This window comes from Lachnoclostridium sp. An14 (genome assembly GCF_002160755.1).
Lineage (GTDB): Bacteria > Bacillota > Clostridia > Lachnospirales > Lachnospiraceae > Lachnoclostridium_A.
Genome location: NZ_NFLE01000009.1, coordinates 107,049 through 122,444 on the forward strand (window position 1 = coordinate 107,049; position 15,396 = coordinate 122,444).

Sequence of the window (15,396 nt, forward strand, 5' to 3'; positions counted from 1 at the left end):
CCTTTTTTGGACAGAATTGTCAGGCGGAATGAGGGAGAAAGAGTGTGACTGTGGAGAGACGGTATTTGTCTGGGACGGCAGGTCTAGCTCCGGGATTTTGCGGACAGGTCGCAAAAAACAGGAGCCGGATCCCTCTGCCGGATCTGGCTCCTGTCATTTCCCATATAATATTCAATCCCGTCAGATCGACGCCAGAGCCTGTTGGCCCATGAAGGAGGAGATGTAGCTGGAAATTTCCTTATTCAGGTAGTCTACGTATTCCTCCCGTTTCGTCACGGAGGACAGGTTCTGGGTGGTTCCGCTCTGGACGGAATCAAAGCTCTCCCGGATGTTTTCAGATACCATTCCGGCCATGCGGCTCAGCTCATTTCCAATATTATGGATGGCGATGGCGGAGGTGCCCAGATGGCTTTCCCGGGAGCGGGCCTCCGGAATCACGTTGATATACTTTAAACGGAAACCCTCGGCCTTCTCCGACGGGTGCTCCGGAAGGATGCGCACCGCCAGTCCGGCAAGCTGAGTCCCGAAGGGGATCAGCAGGATGGTGGTCACCACGTTAAAGAGGGTGTGCATATTGGCGATCTGGGCGGCCGGGTTGGAAGGCGTCCAGGAGCTGACCAGGGTGGTCAGGGGAGTCGTCATGCAGGCGAAGGTAAAAATCGTGGTTCCGATGATATTGAACATCAGGTGGATGATGGTAGTCCTCTTTGCACTGCGGCTGGTGCCGATGGAGGCCAGAATGGCGGTGATACAGGTTCCGATATTCTGTCCAAACAGCACGTACACCGCGGTGGGCAGTCCGATCACGCCGCTGACAGCCAGAGCCTGCAAGATTCCCACAGAGGCGGAGGAGGACTGGATCAGGGCAGTGAAAAGGGCGCCTGCCGTAATGCCGATCAGCGGGTTGGAGAAGTTGGTGATCAGCTCTACAAAGGCAGGAGAGTCCCGCAGCGGCATCATAGCCGCGCTCATAAAGTCCATTCCGATAAACAGGATGCCCAGTCCGGCTAAAATGTGGCCGTAATGCTGTACCTGCTTATTTTTGATAAACATAGCGATAGCCACGCCCAGGAAAGCCATGAGAGGCGCGATGGCGCCTACGTCCAGGGCAATGAGCTGTCCGGTGATGGTGGTTCCGATGTTGGCGCCCATGATGATCCACACAGCCTGCCGCAGCGTCATCATGCCGGAGTTTACAAAACCGACGACCATGACGGTGGTGGCGGAGGAGGACTGGATCAGGGCGGTGATTCCGGCACCTACCAACACGCCGATGAAACGGTTGGCAGTGAGGCGTTCCAGAATTTTCTGCATCCGATTCCCGGCAGCAGCCTCTAGACCGTTGCTCATCATCTGCATTCCGTACAGGAAAAGGGCAAGGCCGCCCAACAGGTTCAAAAAGTCTGATGTTTGCATAGTAATCCCCTTCATTTTCTTATAAACGGTTTTTAGGTTCCTGGAGCGTATTGTAAAAGAAATTTTTAAGAAGAACAATAGAGTTTTCCTTCATTTAACGCAGATTTTACATAGATTTAACAATCCCTCTTTACAGGCCGCAAAACCCCATGATATAGTGGAACAATCCCACATTTTTGACGGAATATGACAGGCTGATGAAGGAGGACACAGAACATGAAGAAGGAACTGGAGAGAAAGGAACGGGTGCTCATTGGGTTTACCCTGTTTTCCATGTTTTTCGGGGCGGGGAATCTGATTTTTCCCCCTTTAGTGGGAATCCAGGCGGGTACGTCCGCGGTTCCCGCCATGGCGGGGCTTTTGATCAGCGCCGTGGGGCTTCCTATTTTAGGAGTGGCGGCGGTGGCTAAGTGCGGCGGCCTGGACCGGCTGGCGGGGCGGGTGCATCCGGTGTTTGCGTCAGTATTTACCCTGCTGATCTACGTGATGATCGGGCCGGGGCTGGCGATCCCCAGGACGGCCAGCACGTCTTTTGAAATGGCGGCGGCCCCCTTTTTAGGAGCTGTCGGGACGGTGTCAAGACCGTTGGTGATGGCGGTCTACTCCCTGCTGTTTTTTGCGCTGGCATTTCTCTTTGCCCTGCGTCCGGACCGGCTGAAGGATATGCTGGGGAAAATTATGACACCGGCCCTGCTGGCGCTGATCGCGGTGATTTTTGCGGGCTGCCTGTTCGGGGATCAGACGGCAGCCGCGGCGCCCACAGCCGGGTATGAGCGCCTGGCGGCGGTAAAGGGGTTTGTGGAGGGGTATCAGACCATGGATACCATCGCGGCCCTGAATTTCGGCATCGTGATCGCCATGAATATCCAGGGTATGGGGGTAAAACGGGACGGGGACGTGGCCAGAGAAACCATCAAGGCCGGCGGAATCGCCGGCGTCCTTCTGGCCGCGGTATACAGCTGCCTGGCCTACGTGGGCGTGGCCGCCTCCGGCCTGGGCCAGCCGGTGACCAACGGGGCGGATGTGCTGACCCTGGTGGTGCACCGCCTTTTCGGCACGGCGGGGACGGTGATCATCGCGCTGATCTTTTTTATCGCCTGCCTGAACGTGTGCACCGGCCTGCTGTCCTGCTGCAGCGAGTATTTCAGCCAGGCATTTCCCAGACTTGGCTACCGCGGATGGCTGGGGCTGTTCGCGGCGGTGAGCCTGGTGGTGTCCAATGCCGGACTGGACGCCATCATCCGGGTCTCCGCCCCGGCCCTGTCCATGATCTATCCCGTGGCCATCGCGCTGATCGTGCTGGCATTTCTGCCGGGGAAATTGAAGGAAAACCGCCTGCTGTACCGGATCGTGGTGACGGTCGTGGCGGTGTGGAGCGTGGGGAGCGGAGTTTTGGGGATGATGGGGGGATGAGAGGAGCCGGGGAAAATGGGGAGTTTCCAGGAAAGCCCGTCGGGACACTCCCCCTGGCCTCTGTGCCGAAAAAACCGAAGAATGGACGGAGAATACGCCCAAGGAACCAGGAAACTTAGAAAATCTCCTATTGACAAAATCGACAAAAGCTCTTATACTTTTACTATAAGTTTATAGAAATTGACAGGATTGTTACTCTTTGAGGCTTTACCTGCAGGAACATATTTCCTATGTGTTTTTGCTGTGCCTTGAGGAGTTTTTTTATTGTATGGAAATGGTCCTTTTGTATCGTAGAAATCTGCATTTTCCATGATACAAAAGCCTCCAGCGGATGCGTGCTGTTGCGTACACGCTTTCATGAGGGTTTTTAGGGATAGAAATTCCTGCCAACGCGGCCCGCAGGTTCCTATTTCAAAGAAACGAGGAAACTTCACAGTCATTTTCCAGGACGGGATAAAGGGTGAGAGTATGAGGGTGATTAAAAATATCAATAACAATGTATCGCTGTGTCTGACGGATTCCGGCGTGGAAGTGATCGCATTTGGGAAAGGGCTGGGTTTTAAAAGGCCCCCCTATGAGATTGAGCTAAGTCAGATCGACCGCACCTTTTACGATGTGGATCAGATGTACATTCAGATGATCAATGAAATTCCGGAGCAGATCCTGGACATTTCCATCCGGGTGATGGATTACGCCAGGACCCTGATTGACAGCCCTATCAGCTCCAACGTGGTATTTACTCTGGCGGATCACATCCATTTTGCTATTGAGCGGCACCGGAAACATATGGAGATTAAACTGCCCATTCTCTACGACGTGAAAAGCCTGATGGAAAAGGAAGTCATGATCGGTTACCGGGCCCTGGAACTGATCCGGCGGGAGTTAAAGGTCCGCCTTCCAGAGGAGGAAGCAGCCTGCATCGCCCTGCATATCGCCAACGCGGAGGGAGCGGTGAAAACGGACCGGGAGGAAAACGACGAGGCTATCATCGGCCGTGTGGTGGAGATCATCGAGGACTTTTTTGATATTTCCATCGACCGCTCTGGCTTTACCTATTCCCGCTTTGCTATGCACATGAGGTATCTAATCCGGCGTGGAAGGTCGAATACCCTTCTTCAAGGGGAGGACATGGCTTTGCTGGAGACGTTGTCGGAGTCGCTGGAGGAAGTGGAAAAATGTGTGCAGCAGATCGTAGAGTATCTAAATCGGGTGTTGGACTGCCGGTTGACCCCGGAGGAGAAAATGTATCTGATCATCTATACTAACAGAATCTGTATGAGGGAGGAAGAACGATAAATGTTTGAGTTTCTGAAAAAGAAGAAAGAAGTGGCTGCGCCGGTGGATGGCATCTGCATTCCCATGGGGGAGGTGAAGGACAGCGTGTTTTCCTCAAAAATGCTGGGGGATGGATTCGCGGTGATCCCTTCCGGGGACGTGATAGTCGCCCCTGTGGCCGGGGAAATTGTGATGATCCCGGAATCGAAACACGCTTTCGGCATCGCCGCGCCGTCGGGAATGGAGGTGCTGGTCCACATCGGCCTGGACACGGTGAATTTAAACGGGGATGGCTTCTCCCTGCTGGCAAAACAGGGGGCAAAGGTGAAGGCCGGGACCCCCGTCATCCAGGTGGACCGCAGGCGTCTGACGGAACAGGGGTATGATCTGACGACGATGCTGATTTTTACGGAAGGATACGACAGGGAGGTCGTCCTGGACTGCTACGGACAGCAGGTGCGGGCCGGTCAGATCCTGATAAACGGATAAAAACCATAGATAAGGTTGTGCAAGAGAGGATTGTTACCGCAAGGGCTTTACCCCCGCACAGAGCCGGAAGGAGGACGGCTGCTTGCCCGTCTCCGTCTGTCCCTGCGGGGGTATTGTGCTGTTTGAGAGAAAACGCGGGCAGATACAGGGTAACACAGCGGAAGGTGCACGCCGCTGATTACAAAATAGAAAAATGGAGGAACAGGTATGGCTAAGGAATCAAAATTTCAGGAGCTGGCGGATCACATCATCCCGGCGGTGGGAGGAAGGGACAACATTTCTTTTTTCACCCACTGTGTGACGCGGCTGAGGTTTAATCTCAAGGACCGGGATCGGGCGGATGTAAAAGCCATCGAAGGCTTAAAGGAAGTGGTAGGGATCAAATGGTCCGGAGAACAGCTGCAGGTGATCATCGGAACGGAGGTGAGCGACGCTTACAAGCTGATCTGCAAACAGAACGGAATGCAGGCGGAGAGCGCTGTGGCGGAAAATCTGGACAAGGACCTGGCGGGGAAAAAGAAATTTTCCTTAAACGCGGTGATCGACGGGATCTCCGGCTGCATTACCCCCCTTCTTCCCATGCTGGTAGGTTCCGGTATGCTCAAGGTGATCCTGGTGCTTTTGAGCCAGTTTCAGATCTTGGGAGCAGATCACCCCACTTACGTCACCTTAAACTTTGTGGCGGACGCGGCTTTCTATTTCCTTCCGGTGGCAGTAGGCGTCACCGGCGCCCAGAAGTTCGGCGCCAACATCGCCATCGGTCTGATGCTGGGAGCGGCCCTGGTTCACCCCAATTTTGTGGCCCTGGTGGGAGAGGGGAGTGAGATTTCCGTTTTCGGAATCCCGATTTTGGCAAAAACGTACTCCTCTACCGCATTCCCCATGGTGATGACTATGTGGATTTGTGGCTACGTGGAGCGTTTCATCGCGAAACATTCCCCAAAGGTGCTCCGGTCGGTGCTGGAGCCGGTGCTGACTGTGCTGATCATGGCGCCCCTGATGCTTTGTCTGATCGCGCCCCTGGGGTCTCTCCTCAGCACCTATCTGACGTCGGCCATCCTTTGGGTTTACAGCGTGATCGGGCCGTTAGGAATCGCCATCATCGCCTGTTTGCACCCGCTGCTGGTGATGACGGGGATGCACACGTCTCTGATTCCCTTTGTCACAGAGCAGTTTGCTACGGTAGGATATGAGCCGTTTCTGGGCGTGCCCCAGGGCATCTCGAATCTGAACCAGGGCATCGCCTGTCTGGCAGTGGCCCTGAAGGCCAAGAGCGTAGAATTAAAATCCATTGCCACCACCTGCGGCGTGACGGCCCTGATCAGCGGTACCACAGAGCCGGCCATGTTCGGCGTGACGTTAAAGTACAAAACCCCTCTGGCGGCGGTGATGATCGGCAACTTCTGTGGCGGCCTGTACGCTGGAATCATGCACGTGGTGCGATACGCCTACGGCGGCTACAGCTTGCTGACCCTGCCGGTGTTTATCGGGGAAAACCCGTCCAATTTCCCCAACATGATGATCGCCATTGCTATCGGAATGGTGGTGACCTTTATATCAGCCATGATTCTTTACAAGCCTGAAAGGGCAGAAGGAGGAGAGCGATGAGCCAACTGAAAGCATTTCCGAAGGAGTTCCTCTGGGGGTCCGCCACGGCGGCCAACCAGTGCGAGGGCGGATGGGATCTGGACGGAAAAAGCCCCAGCATTGCGGACTGTATCACCATGGGCAGCCTGGGGGAGGCGAGAAAGATCACCCTGGAGCTGGACGAGGAGAAATACCGCTATCCCTCCCACCGGGCCGTGGATTTCTACCACCGCTATAAGGAGGACATCGCCCTGATGGCGGAAATGGGCCTGAAGGTGTTCCGGATGTCCATCAACTGTACCAGGATTTTCCCCACGGGAGAGGAGACGGAGCCGAACGAGGCCGGCCTGGCCTTCTATGAGGACGTGTTCCGGGAGCTGAAAAAGCACGGCATCGAGCCTCTGGTCACCCTCTGCCACAACGATATGCCCCTGGCATTTACAAAGGAGTGCAACGGCTGGAAAGACAGGAAACTGATCGACTATTTCCTGAAATACTGCAAAGCTGTGTTTACCCGCTACCGCGGCCTGGTGAGGTACTGGCTGATGTTTAACGAGATCAACATCATGACGAAACCCACGGGAAACTGGCACCACGCAGGGATCTGCCACGAAGGTACCACAGACTTCGGAAACCAGGTAGACGTGCCCCAGGACCGGTATCAGGCCCTCCATCACCTGTTTGTGGCCAGCGCCCGCGCGGTAAAGCTGGGAAAGAGTATCGACCCGTCCTATCAGTTTGGTACCATGGTCACCTCTTTCCTCTACTACCCGTACACCTGCAGCCCGGACGACATTTTCTATGCCTACGAACAGACCCAGATCCAGGGATATTTCTGCACGGATGTGCAGATCAAAGGAGAGTATCCCTACTATATGCAGCGGTATTTTGAGCGGAACGGGATCAGGCTGGCCATGGAGCCGGACGACTTAAAAGAGATAAAAGAAGGAACCGTGGATTTCCTGAGTTTTTCCTATTACGGTTCCAACTGCCTGACGGTGCAGGAGACAAAAGAGGAGCTGCTGGGGAATATGTCCAAAGGGGTGAGAAATCCCTATCTGGAGATCACCCAGTGGAATTGGGGAATCGACGCCAAGGGACTTCGCTACAGCTTAAACTGCTTTTACGACCGCTATCACGTTCCCCTCATGGTGGTGGAAAACGGCCTGGGAGCGGAGGATCACCCCGTCCGGACAGCGGACGGCGGCCTGACGGTGGAGGACGATTACCGGATTGAATATTTAAAGCGGCACATCCAGGAAATGCGCCTGGCCATAGATGACGGTGTGGAACTTTTGGGCTACACCACCTGGTCCGCTATGGACATTGTCAGCCTGGGCACGGGAGAATTTAAAAAGCGCTACGGTTTCGTCTATGTGGACTGTGATGACAAGGGAGAGGGAACCTTAGACCGGTATAGAAAGAAGTCTTTTTACTGGTACAAAAAAGTGATCGAGACGAACGGCGAGTGTTTGGAAGGGTGATGGACATATGGAAAATTTCGACAGAGGACTTTTAGAAATACTCCGCGGAGAGCTGGCGCGGCAGCTGCCGGAAATCGAGGCAAACGGAGACTGGCTCTGGGCCCATCCGGAAACGGGTTTCCGGGAGGAAAAGACACAGGAATACTGTCTGAAAGCGCTGAAAACACACGGCATTTCCTGCAAAACCTTTCCCGGAGTTACTGGCTTTACCGCCGAGCTGGACTCCGGAAAACCGGGGCCGGTGATCGGCATTATGGGAGAAATGGATTCGGTGATTTGCTTTGGCCATCCCGATCACGACCCGGTGACAGGGGCTGCCCACGCCTGCGGGCACTCCATCCAGATGGCGGCGGCCATGGGGGCGTTTACGGTACTGGCGGAAAGCGGGGTGCTGGAAAAAACAGGAGGAAAGGTAGTGTTTCTCGGCGTCCCGGCGGAAGAATGCCTGGAGACAGACTGGCGCTTGGAGGAGATCAAAAAAGGGCGGCTGCACTATCTGGGCGGAAAGCCAGAGCTCATGTACCGGGGGGCCTTTGACGGGGTGGATCTGGTGTTAAACGTCCACTCCGGGGCCATGGGCGACGGCACCATCCGTCCCGTGGGACGTCACAACGGGTTCCTGTCCAAAACCGTCACCTTCCAGGGAAAATCCGCCCACGCGGCAGCCTTTCCCGATCAGGGGATCAATGCCCTGTATATGGCTAATACGGCTCTGACCGCCTTAAATGGCCTGCGGGAGACGTTTCGGGATGAGGATAAAACGCGGGTGCACGCCATCATCACTCGCGGGGGAGAGAGCAGCAACGCGATTCCGGAGACGGTCTGCCTGGAGGCCCAGTGCCGGGCAAACCGCATGGAGGCAGAGCTGGAGGCGGCAGAACGGTTTGACCGGGCCATGGGGGCCGGGGCGTACGCTTTTGGCGGACAAGTTTTGATAAAAACCCAGCCTGGCTATATGCCCTATATTCCCACAAAGGAGCTGGATGAAATTGCCATGGAGGTGGCAGATGAGATCCTGGGGCTGGGACACGGCCTCCCAGGGCCGGATACGGCTGGGGCTGAGGATATGGGAGATTTGAATACCATTCTCCCGGTAGTTCAGGTTTATGTAAACTATATGAAGGGCAGCCATCATGCCGCGGATTACGCCATCGCCGACCGGAGAATCTATGAGGTATCGGCTCTGTTTCTGGCAGTCTTTGCCTGCCGGCTGCTGGAGCATGAGGGAAAACTGGCAAAAAAGGTGAAAGCGGCCCACAAACCGATGTTTCACAGCGTACAGGAATACTGTGCGTTCATTGATCCGTTGTTTTCTGAAAAAATTCTTCCGTAGAGCGATGAAAGAGGGCCGTTTTGGGCAGAATGACGTGGAAAGCGGTATGGCTTGCCGCGTCATTTCCCCGGCGGCAAAGCGCAGGCCTGTTTCGGCATCATTTTCCACATTCTTCTAAGGTTTCCCAAAATCCCTCTATAAAATTTGTGTAAATAATGCACAAAAGACTACCCCTTTTCCAGGTTTTGTGGTACAATTCTACTATTAATATATCTGCAAAACTAGGAGGAGAGAGTATGGCAAAAGAAATGATTGCAATGCTTCTTGCCGGCGGTCAGGGGTCTCGTCTGTATGCTCTGACGCAAAAGCTGGCAAAGCCGGCAGTTCCCTTTGGCGGAAAGTACCGTATTATCGACTTTCCGCTGTCTAACTGTGTGAATTCCGGTATTGATACGGTGGGTATTCTGACCCAGTACCAGCCGCTGGTGCTGAACGAGTACATTGGCAATGGACAGCCCTGGGATCTGGACAGGCTTCACGGCGGCGTTCATGTGCTTCCGCCCTATCAGCAGGCGTCCGGCTCCGATTGGTACAAGGGCACGGCCAACGCCATCTACCAGAATATTTCCTTTATTGAGCGGTACAATCCGCAGTACGTGATCATCCTTTCCGGTGACCAGATCTGCAAGCAGGACTACAGCGATTTCTTAAAATTCCACAAGGAAAAGGGCGCGGAGTTCAGCGTGGCGGTTATGGAGGTTCCGTGGGACGAGGCATCCCGTTTCGGCCTGATGGTTACGGACGACAATGACAAGATTACAGAGTTCCAGGAGAAACCGAAGAATCCCAAGTCCAACCTGGCTTCCATGGGAATCTACATTTTCAACTGGGATATTTTAAAGAAATACCTCATCGAGGATGAGGCAGATCCCAATTCCGAGAACGATTTCGGCAACAACATCATCCCCAACCTTCTGCGGGACGGCCGGAATATGTACGCTTACCACTTCAACGGATACTGGAAGGACGTTGGAACCATTTCTTCCCTCTGGGAGGCAAACATGGAAGTCCTGGATCCGGAGCACAGCGGAATCAACCTGTTCGACGAGAACTGGAAGATCTACAGCCGCAACAGCGGAATGACCGGACACCAGATCAAAAAAGGCGCAGTTGTGGAAAATTCCATGATCACCGACGGCTGCTATGTGGCAGGAACTGTAAAGCATTCCATTCTCTTTGCCGGCGTTAAGGTAGAGGAAGGCGCTGTGGTGGAGGACGCTGTGGTAATGGGCGGAACCACCATCAAGGCCGGCGCTGTGGTGCAGCACTGTATCGTTGCGGAGAATGTGGTGATCGGTGAGAACGCCGTGGTTGGCGCGATGCCTTCCGGCGAGGAGAAGGGCGTAGCCACCGTAGGCTCCAATGTCTATGTAGGCGACAACGCGAAGATCGGACCCAATGCGATGGTCAGCAATAATGTAAAGGGTGGTGAAGAACAATGGTAAATTCCAACGTAGATGCTCTGGGTATTATTTTTCCAAACAGTCGTGACGGTGTAGTGCCGGAACTGGTGGGAGAGCGCCTGATGGCTTCCATCCCGTTTGCCGGACGTTACCGCATGATTGATTTCATCCTGTCCAGCATGGTAAACAGCGGCATTGGAAACGTATCCATTATTGTCCGCAAGAATTATCATTCCCTGATGGACCATCTGGGCTCCGGCCGTGAGTGGGATTTGACCCGCAAAAACGGCGGCTTAAACATCGTTCCTCCCTTCGCGGAGAAGACGATCAAGGTCTACAATGGCCGTCTGGAGGCCCTGGCCAGCATTCTGGATTTCTTAAGGGACCAGAAGGAGAAATACGTGGTGATGTCCGATGCGGATATTGCCGTAAACTTTGATTTCAGCGCCATGATCGACGCCCATGTAAAGAGCGGCGCCGACGTGACCATGGCTTACACTAAGGAGAAACTGCCGGAGGCAGTGCTGGCAGAGCGCCAGGAGAGCACGGAGTTTTACTACACTCTGACCCTGGACGAGGGCCGCGTAACCGGCATGGAGATCAACGCCAAGGATACAGATGTGACTAACTACTCCATGGGAATCTATGTGGTGGAGAGAGAGCTGTTAATCAAGCAGATCACCTACGCCTACACCCACGGTTTCGTAAACTTCGAGCGGGACATCCTGATGAACCAGCTGGATAAGCTGAACGTACAGGCCTACTGCTATGAGGGCTACATCGCCCGCATCACCGGCATGAAGGGCTACTTCGATGAGAATATGCGGCTCCTGGAGGAGGAGAATCTGGATGCCCTGTTCTCCCCCAGCCCCATTTACACCAAGATCCGCGACGACAACCCCACCAGATACATCACCGGCGCCAAGGTGGAGAACATCATGGCTGCCGACGGCTGTGTCATCGAGGGCGAAGTGGAGAACAGCGTGCTGTTCAGAGGCGTAAAGGTGGCCAAGGGCGCGAAGGTGAAAAACTGTGTGCTTATGCAGGATACAGTGGTTGAGGAGGGAGCGAACATCGAGTACATCGTTTCTGACAAGAACGTCACCATCACCGCCGGAAAAGAGGTCAAGGGAACGGATACCTTCCCGGTTTACGTGGCGAAATATCAGAAGGTCTGATGGTTTTGCGGTAATTTCATAGAGAGATATGGCTGGCGCCGGGGGAACCTGGCGCCAGTTTTTTCGCTTTGTCTTGTATTTTCCATCCCCATGTACTATAATGAATGGACGATTTTTCATTTAGCAGGAAACGGCGTTTCCAGTTAAATAGGAATGCTCCGCAAGGAGGCGCACTCCGCGCAAAGGAAAATGGCTGCTGGCGCAGCCGCGCTCCGGCGCAAGTGTGCGCCAAGCGTACACTTTTTATAAAGAAGGAACGAGACATATGAGGAATATCAAGGTGGTGCTGCAATACGATGGCAGCCGCTATGACGGCTGGCAGCGGCAGGGAAATACGGAAAATACCATCCAGGGCCGGCTGGAGGCGGTGCTGGAGCGGATGGCGAGCCGGCCGGTGGAGGTGCACGGGGCCGGGAGAACGGACGCGGGCGTCCACGCCTGGGGACAGGTGGCCAATTTTCGGGTAGAGGAACGGTTTTCCCCGGAAAAGGTGAAGGCCTATCTCAATGAATACCTGCCGGAGGACATCGCCGTCATCGGGGCGGAGGAGGCGGGAGAGCGGTTTCACAGCCGGTTAAACGCCGTCGGAAAGCTCTACCGTTACCGGATCTGGACGGGGGAAAAGAAACCGGTCTTTGAGCGGAAATACCTCTATGGCCTGGGCCATGAGCTGGACGTGGAGGCTATGGAGCGGGCCGCGGTCCTTCTGGTGGGCACCAGGGATTTCAAGAGTTTCTGCGCCAACAAGAGGATGAAAAAGTCCACGGTGCGGACGCTGCGCTCCATTGATTTCAGGCAGAAGGGCGGAGAGCTGACCCTGGATTTTTACGGGGATGGCTTTCTCTACCATATGGTGCGGATCTTAGCCGGAACCCTCATTGAGGTGGGGGAAGGAAAACGGGCGCCGGAGTCGGTGACGGAGATTTTAGAGGCGAAGGACCGGCAGGCGGCGGGAGCGACAGCCCCGGCAGAGGGGCTTTGCCTGGTGCGGGTAGACTATGACGGGGAGAGACGGAAATGACAGATTTTTTAGTGCGGCGGTTTGTGAAGGATTATGAAAATACCCAGGATGTGGGGGTGCGGACCCGCTACGGCGAGCTGTCCGGAATGGTGGGAATTTGCTGCAACCTGCTGCTGTTTGTGGTAAAAATGGCTACTGGGCTCATGGCCAACAGTATTTCCGTGATGGCGGACGCGTTCAACAATTTATCGGACGCGGCCTCCTCCATCGTCAGCATTGTAGGCGTGAAAATGGCGGAAAAACCGGCGGACGAGGAACATCCCTTCGGCCACGGGCGGATTGAGTATATCGCGGCGTTTATCGTGGCCTTTTTGGTTATCCAGGTGGGATTTTCCCTGTTTAAAACCTCCATCGGAAAGATCCGGGAGCCGGAGGCCATGACCTTTCACTGGATTTCCGTGGGGATTTTGTTTCTTTCCGTGGGCGTAAAGCTGTGGCTGGGAATGTTTAACAGGCGGCTGGGAAAACGGATTGACTCCAAGGTGATGATGGCCACGGCGGCGGACTCTCTGGGGGATGTGGCGGCCACGTCGGCGACGATTCTCTCTATTTTAGTGTATGGATTTTTGAATTTGAACGTGGACGGCATCGTGGGACTGGCAGTTTCCGTGGTGGTCATGATCGCCGGAATTAATATTGCGAAAGATACCCTGGCGCCTCTGATCGGCGAGGCCATCGACCCGGAGGTGTACCGGCAGATCACGGAGTTTGTGGAGAGCTACGACGGGATTTTAGGCAGCCACGATTTGATCGTCCACAACTACGGGCCGGGCCGGAGCATGGCGTCCATTCACGCGGAGGTGCCAAACAACGTGGACGTGGAGATTTCCCACGAGATCATAGATCAGATCGAGCGGGACGCCGCCAGGAAACTGAACATTTTCCTGGTCATCCATCTGGACCCGGTGGAGATGAACAATGAAAAGATGGAAAGCTACCGCCAGTCCGCCAAAGAGGCTCTGGCGGAGGTGGATTCCAGGCTGTCCCTTCACGATTTCCGCATGGTGGACGGAATGGAGCACGTAAACCTGATTTTCGACCTGGTGGTGCCGGCGGACTACACGCCGCAGATGAAGTCCAAAGTAAAGGAGCAGGTGGAAACAGAAATCCGGCGGCGGGTGCCCACGGCGGCCTGCGTGATCACGGTGGAGAACAGCTACTGCGGCAAGGGCGCCGAATAGGAGCGGAATGCCGGAACGGTGGGAAAACCGGGGCGACCCTGTGGAAAACCGGCCCCAGAATCTCCGGGGATGTGGAAAACAGCGGAGAAAAGCGGGCGATTGCTGGAAATGTGGTAAAAAAAGGGTGGAAAACGGCGGGGAATGGCCGGACAGCATGAAAGTTACGTTGAAGTGAAAAATGGTGTGAAAAATAGGCTGAAAAATAGTAGAAAAAATTGTTGACAGATGGCCTGTCACCGGTTATAATTATAACCGTTGTTGTGATGGGCTATCGCCAAACGGTAAGGCAACGGACTCTGACTCCGTCATTTCAAGGTTCGAATCCTTGTAGCCCAGCTTAAGGAATCCGGGAACAGAAAATGTTTCCGGTTTTTTTTGTGTCATGGGAAACTGCGTTTTCTATGACACAAAAGCCTCCGCGGCAGGGAAACAGATCCCGCGTACATTCTGACAGAAAGAGGAGAACATCACAGATGGAGCATACATGGATATTGGCAGGAGCGGTTCTGGCGGCCGTCCTGGCCTGCGGCTGGCTCTGGCGCACCAGGCGGAAGCGGGAGTTTCGCCGCTCCCAGTACCGGGCCGAGACGGGAAAGCGGCTGAAACGGGTGGAGTCGGATAAGGGAACAGAGGGCGAATATCTCACGTCCCTGGCCCTGGAGAAACGGGTGCGGGGAAACCGGCGGTTTGTGTTCAACGCCTATCTGCCCTGCCGCAGCGGCGGCAGCACGGAGACCGATATTGTGATGATTCACGAGAAGGGCATTTTCGTGATTGAAAACAAAAACTATTACGGCACTGTGAAAGGACGGGCCGACCGGGAATACTGGGATCACTACCTGCCGGGGAAACATCACACCTTTTACAATCCCATTTACCAGAACAAGGGCCATGTCAGGCACCTGAAACGGCTGCTGGAGGAGCACGGCTGGCGGCTCCCCATCGTCTCCGTGGTGGTGTTTAACGACCGCCTGGAGCGGCTGCGGGTGCGGAAAAAGGGGACGGATGCCATTGTCTGCAAAAGCCGCCGGGCCGCTGGAAAGATCAACCGCAGGCTGTGGCGGATGGAGCGTGTGCTGGATGATGGGGAGCTGGAGGCAGTCTACGACTTCTTAAAAGGCCAGACGAAACCGTTCTGGTGGGTGCGCCATGGGCAGAAACGGAGGGCGCAGAAGGCCGCCGGTCACCGTTTACGTGAACGGTGATTTGACATATTTCCTGAAAATTTACAACGAAAATGGCATATTGCAATCCAGACTTGCACTTCAGGCATTTCAGTCATTTCAGGAACGTGAAAAAAAATTAAAAAGGAACGTGAAAAAAATTAAAAATAATCTTGACGAAGCTGAAAAAGAGCGGTATAATATCACTGCTTTCAGCAATGGGCTATCGCCAAACGGTAAGGCAACGGACTCTGACTCCGTCATTTCAAGGTTCGAATCCTTGTAGCCCAGCTTTTGAGAAGTCCGGAATCAGAAATGGTTCCGGGCTTTTTTGTGTCATAGGAAACTGCGTTCCCTATGACACAAAAGCCTCCGGCGGGAGGCGCACTCCGCGCAGAGGAATATGGCTGCTGACGCAGCCGCGCTCCGGCGCGAGTGTGCGCCAAGCGCACA

The 15,396-nt window shown here is 54.6% G+C and carries 12 protein-coding genes, 2 tRNA genes and 1 pseudogene; 13 read left to right on the forward strand and 2 right to left on the reverse strand.

Annotated features, from left to right (window positions below; genetic code table 11):
* Positions 1 to 198 precede the first annotated feature (198 nt).
* Positions 199 to 1,416, reverse strand: a pseudogene (locus B5E84_RS07280) (Na/Pi cotransporter family protein); the annotation flags it as partial.
* A gap of 216 nt (positions 1,417 to 1,632) precedes the next feature.
* Here B5E84_RS07280 and brnQ point away from each other — a divergent pair.
* A complete protein-coding gene (gene brnQ / locus B5E84_RS07285; protein ID WP_087221260.1) occupies positions 1,633 to 2,829 on the forward strand; it encodes a branched-chain amino acid transport system II carrier protein in 1,197 nt (398 codons plus the stop codon).
* 152 nt (positions 2,830 to 2,981) lie between these two features.
* Here the strand turns inward: brnQ and B5E84_RS20590 are convergent, their stop codons facing one another.
* A complete protein-coding gene (locus B5E84_RS20590; RefSeq protein WP_162612819.1) occupies positions 2,982 to 3,140 on the reverse strand; it encodes a hypothetical protein in 159 nt (52 codons plus the stop codon).
* 157 nt (positions 3,141 to 3,297) lie between these two features.
* Here B5E84_RS20590 and B5E84_RS07290 point away from each other — a divergent pair, with 157 nt between their 5' ends.
* From B5E84_RS07290 to B5E84_RS07345, 12 genes are all read left to right on the forward strand, one after another.
* Complete coding sequence (locus tag B5E84_RS07290; protein WP_162612820.1) at positions 3,298 to 4,125, forward strand: PRD domain-containing protein; 828 nt, start codon at positions 3,298 to 3,300, stop codon at positions 4,123 to 4,125.
* Positions 4,126 to 4,593 carry a PTS sugar transporter subunit IIA gene (locus B5E84_RS07295; RefSeq protein ID WP_087221266.1) on the forward strand — a complete coding sequence of 156 codons (468 nt, stop codon included), beginning with the start codon at positions 4,126 to 4,128 and terminating at the stop codon, positions 4,591 to 4,593.
* 207 nt (positions 4,594 to 4,800) lie between these two features.
* A complete protein-coding gene (locus tag B5E84_RS07300; RefSeq protein ID WP_087221269.1) occupies positions 4,801 to 6,201 on the forward strand; it encodes a PTS transporter subunit EIIC in 1,401 nt (466 codons plus the stop codon).
* Positions 6,198 to 7,664 carry a glycoside hydrolase family 1 protein gene (locus tag B5E84_RS07305; protein WP_087221272.1) on the forward strand — a complete coding sequence of 489 codons (1,467 nt, stop codon included), beginning with the start codon at positions 6,198 to 6,200 and terminating at the stop codon, positions 7,662 to 7,664. Before B5E84_RS07300 ends, B5E84_RS07305 begins: the two co-directional genes overlap by 4 nt.
* Before the next feature lie 7 nt (positions 7,665 to 7,671).
* Entirely contained in the window at positions 7,672 to 8,997 is a 1,326-nt protein-coding gene (locus B5E84_RS07310) for an amidohydrolase (RefSeq protein ID WP_087221275.1), read from the forward strand.
* A 236-nt stretch (positions 8,998 to 9,233) separates the two neighbouring features.
* Entirely contained in the window at positions 9,234 to 10,442 is a 1,209-nt protein-coding gene (locus B5E84_RS07315; protein ID WP_087221278.1) for a glucose-1-phosphate adenylyltransferase, read from the forward strand.
* Positions 10,436 to 11,578, forward strand: a complete 1,143-nt coding sequence (gene glgD / locus B5E84_RS07320; RefSeq protein WP_087221281.1) for a glucose-1-phosphate adenylyltransferase subunit GlgD — start codon at positions 10,436 to 10,438, stop codon at positions 11,576 to 11,578. The genes B5E84_RS07315 and glgD overlap by 7 nt, the downstream gene beginning before the upstream one ends.
* A 265-nt stretch (positions 11,579 to 11,843) precedes the next feature.
* Complete coding sequence (gene truA / locus B5E84_RS07325) at positions 11,844 to 12,599, forward strand: tRNA pseudouridine(38-40) synthase TruA (protein WP_087221284.1); 756 nt, start codon at positions 11,844 to 11,846, stop codon at positions 12,597 to 12,599.
* Entirely contained in the window at positions 12,596 to 13,780 is a 1,185-nt protein-coding gene (locus B5E84_RS07330; protein WP_087221287.1) for a cation diffusion facilitator family transporter, read from the forward strand. The genes truA and B5E84_RS07330 overlap by 4 nt, the downstream gene beginning before the upstream one ends.
* 264 nt (positions 13,781 to 14,044) lie before the next feature.
* Positions 14,045 to 14,116 (forward strand) — tRNA-Gln (locus B5E84_RS07335).
* Between the two features lie 137 nt (positions 14,117 to 14,253).
* The gene (locus tag B5E84_RS07340) at positions 14,254 to 14,985 is read left to right on the forward strand and encodes a nuclease-related domain-containing protein (RefSeq protein ID WP_162612821.1); all 732 of its coding nucleotides are present in this window, start codon (positions 14,254 to 14,256) and stop codon (positions 14,983 to 14,985) included.
* A gap of 177 nt (positions 14,986 to 15,162) precedes the next feature.
* Positions 15,163 to 15,234 (forward strand) — tRNA-Gln (locus B5E84_RS07345).
* Positions 15,235 to 15,396: the final 162 nt, after the last annotated feature.

What these genes read in the sequence shown, in the direction of transcription:
- glgD (WP_087221281.1), top strand. Translation starts at nt 10,436, where the DNA reads ATGGTAAATTCCAACGTAGATGCTCTGGGTATTATTTTTCCAAACAGT.
- B5E84_RS07305 (WP_087221272.1), top strand. Translation starts at nt 6,198, where the DNA reads ATGAGCCAACTGAAAGCATTTCCGAAGGAGTTCCTCTGGGGGTCCGCC.
- B5E84_RS07310 (WP_087221275.1), top strand. Translation starts at nt 7,672, where the DNA reads ATGGAAAATTTCGACAGAGGACTTTTAGAAATACTCCGCGGAGAGCTG.
- B5E84_RS07290 (WP_162612820.1), top strand. Translation starts at nt 3,298, where the DNA reads ATGAGGGTGATTAAAAATATCAATAACAATGTATCGCTGTGTCTGACG.
- truA (WP_087221284.1), top strand. Translation starts at nt 11,844, where the DNA reads ATGAGGAATATCAAGGTGGTGCTGCAATACGATGGCAGCCGCTATGAC.
- B5E84_RS07300 (WP_087221269.1), top strand. Translation starts at nt 4,801, where the DNA reads ATGGCTAAGGAATCAAAATTTCAGGAGCTGGCGGATCACATCATCCCG.
- B5E84_RS07315 (WP_087221278.1), top strand. Translation starts at nt 9,234, where the DNA reads ATGGCAAAAGAAATGATTGCAATGCTTCTTGCCGGCGGTCAGGGGTCT.
- B5E84_RS20590 (WP_162612819.1), bottom strand. Translation starts at nt 3,140, where the DNA reads ATGGAAAATGCAGATTTCTACGATACAAAAGGACCATTTCCATACAAT.
- brnQ (WP_087221260.1), top strand. Translation starts at nt 1,633, where the DNA reads ATGAAGAAGGAACTGGAGAGAAAGGAACGGGTGCTCATTGGGTTTACC.
- B5E84_RS07330 (WP_087221287.1), top strand. Translation starts at nt 12,596, where the DNA reads ATGACAGATTTTTTAGTGCGGCGGTTTGTGAAGGATTATGAAAATACC.
- B5E84_RS07340 (WP_162612821.1), top strand. Translation starts at nt 14,254, where the DNA reads ATGGAGCATACATGGATATTGGCAGGAGCGGTTCTGGCGGCCGTCCTG.
- B5E84_RS07295 (WP_087221266.1), top strand. Translation starts at nt 4,126, where the DNA reads ATGTTTGAGTTTCTGAAAAAGAAGAAAGAAGTGGCTGCGCCGGTGGAT.